Consider the following 12,142-nt stretch of genomic DNA (forward strand, 5'->3'; position numbering starts at 1 on the left):
TATCTGTCCGTGGGCGAGGGGGAGTTGTATGGCGGAGCATGAGACGAGTGGCCGGTTGGCGGACGAGTTCTTCACTCCCGGGACCTCGTCCTTCACCGAGTTCCTCGCGGCACACCGGCCCGCACTGCTGCCCACCCGCCGTCCCTTCCCGGCGGGCGTACGCGCCGGCGCCGACCAATTCCCTCACGGCACCACGGTGTTGGCCCTCTCCTACCGCGACGGCGTGCTGATCGCCGGCGACCGCAGGGCCACCATGGGCAACGTGATCGCGCAGCGCGACCTGGAGAAGGTGCACCCCGCGGACGACTACACCGCGGTCGCCTTCGCCGGTACGGTCGGGCTCGCCGTCGACATGGTGAAGTTGTACCAGGTCGAGCTGACCCACTTCGAGAAGATCGAGGGCACCCCGATGACCCTCAATGCCAAGGCCACCCGCCTCGCCGGACTGATCCGGCAGAACCTCGGCCAGGCCATGCAGGGCCTCGCCGTCGTCCCGCTCCTCGTCGGCTACGACCCCGCCGCCGCCGAAGGCGCCAAGGGCCGTATCTTCACCTTCGACGTCGTCGGCGGCACCTACGAGAAGCCGGACTTCCACGCCGAGGGCTCCGGCTCCCCGTACGCCAGAGGCTCTCTCAAGAAGCTGTTCCACAAGGGCATGTCCCGGCGTGACGCGGCCCTCACCGCACTTCAGGCCCTGTACGACGCGGCCGACGACGACTCGGCCACCGGCGGCCCCGACCTCAACCGCCGTATCTTCCCCATCGTTTCGGTGATCACCGAGGACGGTTTCGAACGGCTCCCGGAGCCGGAGACCGAGGCCCTGACCCGCGAGATGGTCGAACAACGCCACAGCCACCCGGACGGTCCGAGAGTCGCGCCCTGAGCGACACGGGCGGCTGTGGCATCCGTCAGAGGGCGGCGGCCGGGTTGCCGTAGTAGGCGTCGGGGCCGTGCTTGCGGGTGTAGTGGCGGGCCAGTAGATGCGGGGGTGGTGGGGCCGTCGGGGACAGGGCCAGCGTGTGGGTCGCCATTTGCGCTACGGCCTCGCAGATGATCGCGTGTTCCAGGGACTTGCGGGCGGTGGCGCCCCAGGTGAAGGGGCCGTGGTTGGCGACGAGGGCGGCCGGGACCTCGGTCGCCCGTAGGTCGTCGCCTTTCAGCATGTCGACGATGACGCGGCCGGTGTTGTACTCGTAGTCCTTCGCGCACTGGTCGGCCGTGAGGTCCGGGGTGCACGGGACGGGCCCGTTGAAGGTGTCGGCGTGAGTGGTGCCCAGCACCGGTATGTCACGGCGGGCCTGCGCGAAGGCCACCGCGTGGGTGGAGTGGGTGTGGGTGACACCGCCGATGGACGGGAACGCCAGGTAGAGACAGCGGTGGGTCTCGGTGTCGGTGGAGGGGCGCAGGTCGCCGTCGACCACCTTGCCGTCGGACAGCCGGACCGTCACCAGGTGGTCGAGGGCGAGATCCTCGTAGGGCACCCCCGAGGGCTTGATGACGAACACCCCCGCCGCACGGTCGACACCGCTCACATTGCCCCAGGTCAGCGTCGCCAGACCGACCCGGGGGATGGTCAGGTTGGCGTCCAGTACCTCTTGCCGCAGGCCGTCACGGACTCGCGCGGTCATCGGTGTTCTCCTTGCAGATCGATCAGGATCACGGGTGTCACAGGGCCTGGGCGAGCCGGTGGTAGGCGGCGTTCCAGCGGATCTCCTTGGTGAACTGCCCGGTGCTGGTGGTCTCGTCGATGGTCAGCAGCTCCACGCCGGCCATGGCCGCGTAGTCGGTCAGGGTCTCGGTGTCGACGGCCGAGCTGAGCACGGTGTGGTGCGGGGCGCCGGCCAGCAGCCAGCTCTCCGCGGACTCCGCGAGCGAGGGGCGCGGCTTCCACACGGCCCGGGCCACCGGGAGGCGGCGCAGGGGCTCGCTCGGGGTGACCACGTCGACCGTGTTCGCGGTCAGTCGGAAGCGGTCGCCGAGGTCGGACAGGCCGACGACCACGGCGGGGCCGGGGGCCGCGTTGAAGACGAGGCGGACCGGGTCCTCACGGCCGCCGATGGACAGGGGGTGGATCTCGCAGCTGGGGCGGCCGTCGGCGATCGAGGGGCAGACCTCCAGCATGTGGGCGCCGAGGACGCGCGGGGTGCCCGGGCCGAGGTGGTAGGTGTAGTCCTCCATGAAGCTGGTGCCACCGGGCCGTCCCGCGCCCATGACCTTCAGCGTGCGCAGCAGCGCCGAGGTCTTCCAGTCGCCCTCACCGCCGAAGCCGTAGCCGTCGGCCATCAGGCGCTGGACGGCGAGACCGGGCAACTGGCGCAGCCCGCCCAGGTCTTCGAAGTTGGTGGTGAACGCGGTGAATCCGCCCTCGGCGAGGAAGGTGCGCAGGCCGATCTCCTGGCGGGCCGCGTACAGCAGCGAGTCGTGGCGGATGCCGCCGGGGCGCAGCGCCGGGACGACGTCGTACAACTCGACGTACTCGGCGGCGAGTTGGGCGGCCTCCTTGTCCTCGACCTCGTCGACCACGGCCACCAGGTCGTTGACCGCGTACGTGTTCACCGAGTAACCGAACCGCAGTTGGGCCTCCACCTTGTCGCCCTCGGTCACGGCGACGTCGCGCATGTTGTCGCCGAAGCGGGCCAGCTTCAGGGTGCGTGAGGCGTGGCGGCCGACGGCGGCCCGGGCCCATGCAGCCACCCGTCGGACGACCCTGGGGTCGGTGGCGTGACCGGCGACGACCTTGCGGTCGATGCCGAGTCGGGACTCGATGTGCCCGAACTCCCGGTCGCCGTGGGCCGCTTGGTTGAGGTTCATGAAGTCCATGTCGATGCTGGGCCAGGGCAGCGACAGGTTGTACTGGGTGTGCAGATGCAGCAACGGCCGGTCCAGGGCGCTGAGTCCGGCGATCCACATCTTGGCCGGCGAGAACGTGTGCATCCACACGATCACGCCCACACAGGTGTCGGAGGCGCTCGCCTCCTGGCACAGCCGGCGGATCGCGTCGGCGTCGGTGAGGACCGGCTTCCACACGATCCTGACCGGGATCTTCCCCGGGCCGCCGAGGATCTCGGAGATGCTCCGGGACTGTTCGGCGACCTGGTGCAGGATGTCGTCGCCGTACAGACCCTGGCTGCCGGTGAGAAACCAGATCTCCTGGTCGGGGTAGGGCGTGGCGTTGGTGTCCATGAAGGTTCCTTTCAAAGGGAGTTGACCGCTGAACGGGGGAGGGGTGCCGCTCAGGCGGAGGCCTCGGCGCGGAGGTGACGCAGACGGTGCATGACCTCGTTGGCGCCGCGGCCGAAGTAGTCGTGCAGGAGCCGGTATTCGGCGTAGAGGCGGTCGTACGCGGCGGCCCGCTCGGGGTCCGGTTCGTACACGGCCGGGCGGGCCTTGGCCATGGCGTGGGCGGCGGCCCGGATGTCCGGGTACACACCGGCCGCGACCGCCGCGTGCATCGCCGAGCCCAGCGCGGGACCCTGCGTCGAGTCGATGACACCGAGGGGGAGCCGGGTCACGTCGGCGTAGATCTGCATCAGCAGCGGGTTCTTCATCAGGCCGCCCGCGACGATCAGTTCGCGCACGGGAACGCCGGACGTCTCGAACGCCTCGATGATGGTGCGGGTGCCGAAGGCGGTGGCCTCCAGCAACGCCCGGTAGATCTCCTCGGGGCGGGTGGACAGCGTCAGACCCACCACGGCACCGCTGAGGTCGTGGTCGACGAGGACGCTGCGGTTGCCGCTCTGCCAGTCCAGGGCGATCAACCCGTGCTGGCCCACCCGCTGTTCGGCGGCGAGGGCGGTGAGGTGTTCGTGCGGGTCGCGGCCGAGCGCGGCGGCCTCCTCGGCGTACGACGCGGGGAACCCGGTGCGCACGAACCAGCCGAAGATGTCGCCGACGCCGCTCTGTCCGGCTTCGTATCCCCACAGTCCTGGCAGGATGCCGCCCTCGACCACCCCGCACATGCCCGGTACTTCGGCCCACTGGTCGCTGCTCATCACATGGCAGGTGGAGGTGCCCATGATGGCGACCATCCGGCCCGGTTCGACGGCGGTGGCCGCAGGCGCTGTTACGTGTGCGTCGATGTTCCCGACACACACGGCGATGCCCTCGGGCAGGCCCGTCCAGGCCGCCGCCTCCGCCGTCAACCCACCGGCGCGGTCGCCGAGTTGGCCGATCGGCTGGTCGAGCTTGTCGCTCACGAAGCCGGCGAAGTCGGGGTTGAGCGCGGCCAGGTAGTCGGGGGAGGGGTAACTGCCGTCCTGGAGCTGGCCCTTGTAACCGGCGGTGCAGGCATTGCGGACGTAGGTGCCGCTGAGCCGCCAGACGATCCAGTCGGCGGCCTCGATCCAGCGCTCGGTCAACTCGTAGAGCTCGGGGTCCTCTTCGAGGAGTTGCAGGGCCTTGGCGAACTCCCACTCCGAGGAGATCTTCCCGCCGTACCGCTGGAGCCAGGGCTCCTTGCGTGCGGCGGCGAGTGCGGTGATGCGGTCGGCCTGGGCCTGTGCGGCGTGGTGGCGCCAGAGCTTGACGTAGGCGTGCGGGCGGCCGGCGAGGTCCGGGAGTTCACACAGGGGCGTGCCGTCGGCGAGGACCGGGAGGACCGTGCAGGCGGTGAAGTCGGTGCCGATACCGACGACTTGGTCCGGTCGGACGCCGGAGCGGGCCAGCGCCTCGGGTACGGCGACGCGCAGGACGTCGATGTAGTCGGAGGGGACCTGGAGCGCCCAGTCGGGTGGCAGCGGGGTGCCGTCGGGGAGGGCGCGGTCGAGGACGGCGTGGGTGTACGGGTGCTCGGCGGCGGCCAGTTCGGCGCCGTCGGCGACACGGACCACCACGGCCCGTCCGGAGAGCGTCCCGTAGTCGACTCCGATGACGTAGGTGTCGGGATGGATGTGTTCGCTGTTCTCGGCGTTCACCACCGGGCCGCCCTTCTGTTCGATATCTCAGGCATTGTTCGGCATGTCGAATGTAGTGGAGAGTGAATCTCTGGGATGGAACCCCCGGTCGGGGCCCGGCACAAGTGCCCGGGCCCCGACCGGAGTCGACGGTCAGCCGGAGACCGGCGCGACCGTGATGCGGTCGATGTTGGGTGCGTAGGCGCTCGCGTTGGCGAAGCTGATGGTGTTGGTGCCGGCGGTGAGCGTCACCGGGACGGGCAGGTCCCAGTAGCTGGACCAGCTGTAGTTGTTGCGGAACATGACGGTCTGCGCGGTGCCGCCGTTGACGGAGATCTGGGCCGCCCGGGAGACGACGTTGGTGTTGTAGTTCCCGGAGCCGGAGACCTGGTCGTTGGCGTAGCGGACGTTCATGACGTACCGCCCGGCACTGGCCGCGGTCACCTGGAAGGTGAGCGTGTTGGCCGAGCCGTTGCCGACATAGCCGACGTACTTGCCGCCCGAGGCCCAGCTGTCCGAGGTGGCGACGGCGGTTCCCGCGAGGGTCGCGCTCTCCGCCTCGTACGCGGAGACGCCCGTGGTGTCGGCGCTCGCGGACACGCGCAGATCGCGCACGGTCAGCGTGGTGGAGCCCGAAGTGGCCGCCGTGATGCGGTTGTTGCCCGCCGACAGGTACAGCCGCGAACTCTTGTCCGTGAGCGTGCCGCTCGTGGAGGCCAGGGTGACGGCGGTCGCGCCGTCCAGGGTGAGGGTGCCGGACCCGTTGGAGGAGTAGTCGGTGTGCACGGTGTAGTAGCCGTCGGTCGGCGCGTAGACGTCGAAGGCGGCCGAGGTGCCCGAGGTCAGGGCGAGCGCACCGGCACCCGTCGTACCGGACGCGGTGTAGTTGTAGGTCGGCGAGCCGGTGATGTCCGCGTACGTGGCCGGGTAGGAAGTGTCCGCCGTGGAGGCCGCGGTGAGGTCGATCTTGTCGAGGGTGACCTCGTTCGTGCCCTTGGCCAGGGTGATCGTGTGCGTGCCCGCCGTCAGGGAGACGGAGGCGCTCGCCGTGGAGCGGTAGAGCCAGTTCAGAGTCGGCGAGTAGGTGACCGTCTGGGACGAGCCGCCGTCGACCGTGAGGGTCTGGGTCGCCGGGCCGCCGGACTGGTTGCCGTAGAAGACGTTCAGGTTGTACGTGCCCGTGGTCGGGGCAGTGACGGTGAAGGCGACCTTGCTGTCCGTCTGGTTCAGGGCGCCGACGTCCTTGGTGCCCGAAGTGGCGTACCCGTAGGCGTTGGTGACGCTGCCCTGGGTGTAGACGGTGCCGTCGGTGATGGTCGCGTTCTCGGCCTCGTACGACGCCGTCGCCGGGGTGCTCGCGGCGGTGGGCGTGCCGGTGCCGGCCGGGTTGACGACGATGCGGTAGGCCGACATCGGGTCGAGGCTGGTCAGCGGGACGGTGATGCTGCCGTCGGAGGCGACCGTGTAGGTGCTACGGGCGAGCACTGCGGGCGCCGGGCCCGCACCCTCGTAGCCGCTCCAAGCGGTGCGCTCCACCGAGACGTTGACGGTGCTGCCGAACGACGACGGTATGTTCTTGATGACCGTGTTCGCCGAGCCGGAGGTACCGCCGCCGAGGAGGACCTGGGCCTGCTTGCGGCCGGTGTCGAGGGACGCGATGCCCTGCAACGTGTCGATCACGTTGGCCTGCGGCGGCGTCACCTTGGTGGTCTGGCCGGTCAGGCCCGCGTACCAACGCAGCAGCCACCAGTCGCCGTTGGGGATGTTGGTCTGGCTGACGTTGCCGTCCAGGTTCCCCGCGATGTCCCAGTACGCCTGGTCGGCGTAGACCTTGTTCCGCTCGAACATGGACATCCACTGGACCATCTGGCCCGGCACGGAGAGGTCGCGGCGGTCGCCGTACTCGTTGATGTTGACCGGGCGGGGGCTGATGCCCGCGTTGGTCTCGATGGTGCGGTACGCGGCGAGGTTGCCCTCGAAGTTGGAGAGGGAGGTCGGGTCCAGCTCGTGCCAAGTGGTCATGTCCGGAAGGACGTTGTTGGCCTTGGCCCACGGGTAGAAGTCGCCCATGAGGCGGGCGTCGTAGTGCGTCTCGTTGGGGCCGGCGATGCGCGCGTTCGGGATGATCGAGCGGATCTTGTTGTAGACCGTCGTCCAGTCGCTCTCGAAGCTGGCGAGCGCGCTGTTGTACGTGGACGTGGTCGAACTGCCAAGCCCCGTATACCAGTTGCCGTCCGGCTCGTTGAACGGCACCCATACGAACGTGCTCGCGTCGGAGCGGGCCGCGACCTTGGTGACCATCGTGGTGACCTTGGTGAGGTAGTCGCTCAGCCCGAGGTTCTCGTACGGCCACGAGGCGTAGATGTCCTGCATGTAGATGAGGTTGTCGCCGCCGCCACCGCGGGCGAACTCCGGCTGGACGACCAGCGCGTCACCGTTCGGGTGCTGGGTGCCGTCGGGTGCCTTCTGCGCAATTGACGTCATGTGCAGGGGAGTTACGAGGTTGTCGCCCGGAACTCCGTCGTCGCTGAGGCCGTACAGGGCGCCGTTGGCTCCGTGCATGACCGCGCCGGTGGTGGTGCCGAGGTCGACGCTCAGCGTCGGGGTGGCCGCCTGCGCGGCGGGGACGGTCAGCGCCGTGCCCAGGAGGGCGGCGGTCACTACGGTCACGCCCATGAGGGCGCGAACGGAACGGGATCTACGGGGTGTTCGAGGCATGGCTGTCCTCCTCCTCCCGCGGCGTTGCGGGAGGCTGTCGGTACTTCAGGGGTGACCGGGGCGGCTCAACTGGCCTGGCCCCGGGGCTGCTTGGCCTACTTGACGGCGCCGCTCGTGATGCCGGAGACGATGCGGCGCTGCGCTATGACGAAGACGAGGACCATGGGGAGGCTCATCATCACGACGTAGGCGAAGATCAGGTGCCAGTTGTTGAGGTACAGCTGGGCGTTGGCGACCTGGTAGAGGTTGAGCGGGAGGGTGGCCTTGTCGCCGCCGCCGAGGACGAAGAAGGCGTAGAAGATGTCGCTCCAGGCGTAGAGCATCACCATGATCGTCGCGGTGGCGATGACCGGGCGCAGGAGCGGCAGGATGATGCGGAAGAAGACCCGGATCGGGCCCGCGCCGTCCATGCGGGCGGCCTCTTCCAGCTCCTCGGGGAGGGCGCGGATGAACCCGGTCATGAAGAAGATCGACGTGGACAGGTACATCCCGGCGTAGACGCCGATCATGCCGGGTCGGGTGCCGGCCAGGCCGAGTTGGCGCAGTTCCATGACGATGGTGATTACCGCGGGAGGGAGCAGGAGCCCGCTGATGCTCAGCGCGTACAGGGTGTTGACCAGGCGGCCCTTGCGGCGGGCGAACACCCAGGCGGCGCCCGCTCCGAGGAGCAGCACGAGCACGACGGACGGGGCGACGACCAGGAGGCTGTTGACGAAGCCCTGGACGATCTTGCCCTCGTCGAAGCTCTGCTTGTAGTTCGCGGCGGCCTGGACGTGGTGGGGCAGGGACAGGTTGGGCTTGATCGCCTCGGCCTGTGGTTTGAACGAGGTGACCGCGACCAGCCAGAGCGGGATGCCGATGGTGACGCCGGCGACGATCAGGACGACGAGCGGCTGGATCCAGCGCAGCGGGCGCCGGTGTGCGGGGGCGAACGCGGTAACGGTGGTCACTGGTTGTTCTCCCTGCGGCGCAGGCCGACGATGACGGGCACGGCGAGGACGACGACGATGAGGAAGAGCACCAGGCTCATCGCGGACGCCTGTGCGTACAGGCCCTGGCCGAAGATGCGGAACATGTAGATGTTGAAGACCTCGGTCTCGCCGCCGGGACCGCCTCCGGTGGTCGCCTGCACGATGTCGAAGGTGTTCATGGAGCCGATCAGCGCGGTCGTCACATTGAAGGTGACGGCGGGTGCGAGCAGCGGGAACCTGACCGACCAGAAGGTGCGCCACCAGCCGGCCCCGTCGATCCGGGCGGCCTCAAGGACGTCACCGGGCATGCTCTTCAGGCCCGCCAGATAGATCAGCATGGCCAGGCCCATCCACTTCCAGCCGTGGATGAGGGTCACCACGACCAGGGTCCAGGTGGTCGAGCCGAGCCAGGGGGTGTCGACATGGTGTCCGGCGAGCGAGGACAGCACGCTGTTGAGCGCGCCGTCCTGGGCGAGCAGGGCGCGGAAGATGTAGCCGACGGCGAGCGCGGAGATCAGTACCGGGAGGAAGAACACCGCGCGGAAGAAGCGGTTGAAGCGGGTGTCGCGCTCCAGCAGCAGGGCGAGGGCGAGACCGAAGCCGTTCTGGAAGACGGCCACGAGGACCGCGTACTCCAGGGTGATGCGGATGTCACGGGCCATCGACCCGTCGTGCAGGATGGTGCTGAAGTTCGACAGTCCCACGAAGCCGATCTGCGAGTGGAACGCCGACCAGTCGGTGAACGGGTAGACGAAGTTCAGCAGATTCGGCAGCAGGAAGAACACGCCGAACACGGCGAGCGCGGGCAGAGCGAACCACCACGGCTGGTTGGCCTTGCCGCGGAGCCGGTCGCGCCGGGACGGCCGGACCTGAGCTTCGTCCTGTTCCCGGCTCTTCGCGCGCGTGGCGTCGAGAGCGTCCATCGTGGCGGTGTCCACCACTTTCTTACCTCCGGTACGGGCCCCGGGCACACCGCCGACGGGCGGCCCGGGGGGTCGGGCTGGCGAAGAGGCGCCGGTCAGTGGGTCAGAAACCGGTGACGCCGCGCGCCTTGAGGACCTGCTTGAACTGGTCCTCGGCAGCCTGGGCGACCTGGAGCGGGGTCTTCTTGCCGTAGATCATGTCGGCGAGCGCGAGGTGCATGTCCGGGGCGGTGAGCGCCTTGACCTGGAAGACGCCCTGGGCGCTGGACAGGGCCTTGGCCTGGGCGATCGCGGTCTGCGGCAGGCCGTCGGGGTTGGCCACCGAAGGCTCCACCGACACCAGCTTGTTGGCCTTGATGTAGGCCGGGTAGTCCGGGCCGAGCCAGAAGGACATGAACTGCCGGGCCGCGTTCTGCCGCTTGGTGTCACCGGTGTTGAAGGCGACGACGCCGTTCGTCTGGTCCGGCGAGTACTCGGCCTTCGCGGAGCTGTTGGCGATGGGGAACCAGCCGAGCTTCTTGTCCATCTCCGCCGTGCTGGAGGTGGCCTGGATCTCGGACTGGAGCGCGGTGACGTTGACGGCCATGGCGGCGCTGCCGTCCATGATCGCCTTGCCCTGGTCGACGAACGTGGCCGTCTTGTAGTTCTTCTGCGCCAGGCCGCCGTCGAGGACCTTCGTCTTGTACTTGGTGATCGCGTCGACGATGGTCTTGTTGGTCCAACTGTCCTTGTTCTTGTTGAGGTTGTCCCAGAAGGACTGCGGCAGATCCGTCATCTGGGCCTGCACCTGCCACTGCAACGGCCACTTGTCGCCGCCGACCTCGAAGAACGGGGCGACGCCCGAGACCTTCGACTTGATCTTCGCGGCGTCGGCGAGCAGCTCGTCGTAGCTGGTCGGCATGGTGGTGATGCCGGCCTTCGCGAAGACGTCCTTGTTGTAGTAGACGCCGAGGACCGCGGGGCTGGTGACGATGGCCGCGTAGCGGTGACCGTCGACCTGGCCGAGGGTCTTCTCCGTGGTGCCGAGCTTGGAGACCCAGTCCTCGTTGTCGAGGGTCAGCAGGTTCTTCGCCGGCTGGACGAACGGCAGGGTGCTGCCCGTGGGCTGCCAGAACATCAGGTCCGGCTTGACGCCCGAGGCGAGCTTGGTCGGGACGTTCGACTCGTACGGGTCCGGTATGACCTCGGTGCTGATCTTGGCGCCGGTGGCCTTCTCGAACGCCTCGATGGCCTGCTTGGGCTCCGAGACGCTGTTCTGGGCGACCCACATGGTGAGCTTGACGCCCTTGAGGGAAGCGGTCGGGTTGACCGAACCCTCGGGCGCGGCGGCCGTGGTGGCACCCGTGCTGTCACTGCACGCGGTGGCGGTCAGCCCGAGGACACAGGCGGTGGCAAGGACGGAGACGGCTCTTCTCATGGCGGATCCTTGTTCGTACGCGGAAGGGAAGAAGGCAGGGCGGCGCTGCGGAGATGTGCGACGGCTGAGGGGAGGGCGGCTGACGGATACGGCGAGCGCGGCGGACGTAACGGATGGGGCGATGGCGGACGTCCGGTCCGGCTCACGCGTCCCGTGGCCCCGAGCTCTCCCGGAGAATGAGGGTGGGTTCGGCCGGTACCGGCGCCGATTCCTGCTGATCGGTGTCGAGTTGGGCGCGCAGCAGCCCGAACGCGGCGCGGCCAAGACCGTGGAAGTCCATGCGGACGGTGGTGAGGGACGGGGTGACGAAACCGGAGTGCGGGGCGTCGTCGAAGCCGATGACGCTGACGTCCTCCGGTACCCGCCGGCCCGCGTGATGCAGGGCCCGCAGCACACCCAGCGCCAGGTCGTCGTTGCCGCACAGGATCGCGGTGACGTCCTTGTTCCGGGCGAGCTTCTTCCCCGCCTCGTAGCCGGCCTGGGCGTCCCAGCCCTTGCCCGACGTCGGGGGAGGGGTGACTCCGGCCGCTTCCAGGGCCTGGCGCCAGCCCTCGGCGCGGGGGCCCGCCAGCCGCCGGGTTCCGGTCGAGGCGGGGATGGCGACGTAGTGGACGGTCTCGTGCCCGAGTGACAGCAGGTGCTCGGTGGCGGCCCGGGCCGCCTCACGGTCGTCGGCCCACACCGCGGGACGGCCGGGTGTCCGGCCCGGCGGTGGTGCTTCCACCAGCGCCGCGCACGGTACATGGGCGGGTACGCGGTCCAGGGCGGCGGCACCGATGCGGTCGTAGCCGATGACCACCAGGCCGCCACCGGTGTCGGCGGCCGCGGCGATCGTGCGGTCCAGGTCGTCCTCCGGGGTGACGACCCGTACGCCGAGCGCGTATCCGGCGGCGCGGGACGCCTCCTCCAGGCCTTGCAGGGTGGCCGCATAGCCGTAGAGGACGGTGTTCGACGTGATGACCGTGACCGATCGGGTCACTCCGCTGGCCAGGGCGAACGCGGTGGCGTTGCGCCGGAAGCCGAGGGTCTGGATGGCGGCGTCGACGCGCTTTCGGGTCTCCTCCTTGACGTTCGGGTGGCCGTTGATGACCCGCGAGACGGTCTGGTAGGAGACGCCTGCCGCAGCCGCGACGTCGCGGATACTGGCGGCTTTCTGCGGCCCCTGAGGGGGGTCGCCGTGGCCGCCGAAGCTTGTGTGACCGGTCACATCCATGCGAGGAT

At 69.0% G+C, this 12,142-nt stretch carries 9 protein-coding genes; 1 reads left to right on the top strand and 8 read right to left on the bottom strand.

Annotated elements, in window-relative coordinates:
* Positions 1–28 precede the first annotated feature (28 nt).
* The gene (gene prcB, locus OG588_RS46510; RefSeq protein ID WP_405952568.1) at positions 29–883 is read left to right on the top strand and encodes a proteasome subunit beta; all 855 of its coding nucleotides are present in this window, start codon (positions 29–31) and stop codon (positions 881–883) included.
* Between the two features lie 25 nt (positions 884–908).
* Here prcB and araD read toward each other — a convergent pair whose 3' ends face one another.
* The 8 genes from araD to OG588_RS46550 all read right to left on the bottom strand — a co-directional run bounded on the left by araD (position 909) and on the right by OG588_RS46550 (position 12,134).
* Positions 909–1,628 (bottom strand): L-ribulose-5-phosphate 4-epimerase AraD, encoded by a 720-nt coding sequence (gene araD / locus OG588_RS46515; RefSeq protein ID WP_405952569.1) that lies wholly within the window; start codon positions 1,626–1,628, stop codon positions 909–911.
* A gap of 37 nt (positions 1,629–1,665) precedes the next feature.
* Positions 1,666–3,183, bottom strand: a complete 1,518-nt coding sequence (araA, locus tag OG588_RS46520) for an L-arabinose isomerase (RefSeq protein WP_405952570.1) — start codon at positions 3,181–3,183, stop codon at positions 1,666–1,668.
* Between the two features lie 50 nt (positions 3,184–3,233).
* Positions 3,234–4,916 (bottom strand): ribulokinase, encoded by a 1,683-nt coding sequence (araB, locus tag OG588_RS46525; protein ID WP_405952571.1) that lies wholly within the window; start codon positions 4,914–4,916, stop codon positions 3,234–3,236.
* Between the two features lie 129 nt (positions 4,917–5,045).
* Entirely contained in the window at positions 5,046–7,568 is a 2,523-nt protein-coding gene (locus tag OG588_RS46530) for a CBM35 domain-containing protein (RefSeq protein ID WP_405953391.1), read from the bottom strand.
* Between the two features lie 137 nt (positions 7,569–7,705).
* A complete protein-coding gene (locus OG588_RS46535; RefSeq protein WP_405952572.1) occupies positions 7,706–8,560 on the bottom strand; it encodes a carbohydrate ABC transporter permease in 855 nt (284 codons plus the stop codon).
* The gene (locus tag OG588_RS46540) at positions 8,557–9,522 is read right to left on the bottom strand and encodes a carbohydrate ABC transporter permease (RefSeq protein ID WP_405952573.1); all 966 of its coding nucleotides are present in this window, start codon (positions 9,520–9,522) and stop codon (positions 8,557–8,559) included. Before OG588_RS46540 ends, OG588_RS46535 begins: the two co-directional genes overlap by 4 nt.
* An 85-nt stretch (positions 9,523–9,607) precedes the next feature.
* Complete coding sequence (locus tag OG588_RS46545) at positions 9,608–10,921, bottom strand: ABC transporter substrate-binding protein (protein ID WP_405952574.1); 1,314 nt, start codon at positions 10,919–10,921, stop codon at positions 9,608–9,610.
* Positions 10,922–11,063: 142 nt separating this feature from the next.
* The gene (locus OG588_RS46550; RefSeq protein ID WP_405952575.1) at positions 11,064–12,134 is read right to left on the bottom strand and encodes a LacI family DNA-binding transcriptional regulator; all 1,071 of its coding nucleotides are present in this window, start codon (positions 12,132–12,134) and stop codon (positions 11,064–11,066) included.
* Positions 12,135–12,142: the final 8 nt, after the last annotated feature.

This window comes from Streptomyces prunicolor (genome assembly GCF_045162825.1).
Classification (GTDB): Bacteria; Actinomycetota; Actinomycetes; order Streptomycetales; family Streptomycetaceae; genus Streptomyces; species Streptomyces prunicolor.

Coding starts and splice junctions, on each gene's coding strand:
- prcB (WP_405952568.1), top strand. CDS start 29: ATGGCGGAGCATGAGACGAGTGGCCGGTTGGCGGACGAGTTCTTCACT.
- araD (WP_405952569.1), bottom strand. CDS start 1,628: ATGACCGCGCGAGTCCGTGACGGCCTGCGGCAAGAGGTACTGGACGCC.
- araA (WP_405952570.1), bottom strand. CDS start 3,183: ATGGACACCAACGCCACGCCCTACCCCGACCAGGAGATCTGGTTTCTC.
- OG588_RS46530 (WP_405953391.1), bottom strand. CDS start 7,568: ATGGGCGTGACCGTAGTGACCGCCGCCCTCCTGGGCACGGCGCTGACC.
- OG588_RS46545 (WP_405952574.1), bottom strand. CDS start 10,921: ATGAGAAGAGCCGTCTCCGTCCTTGCCACCGCCTGTGTCCTCGGGCTG.
- OG588_RS46550 (WP_405952575.1), bottom strand. CDS start 12,134: ATGGATGTGACCGGTCACACAAGCTTCGGCGGCCACGGCGACCCCCCT.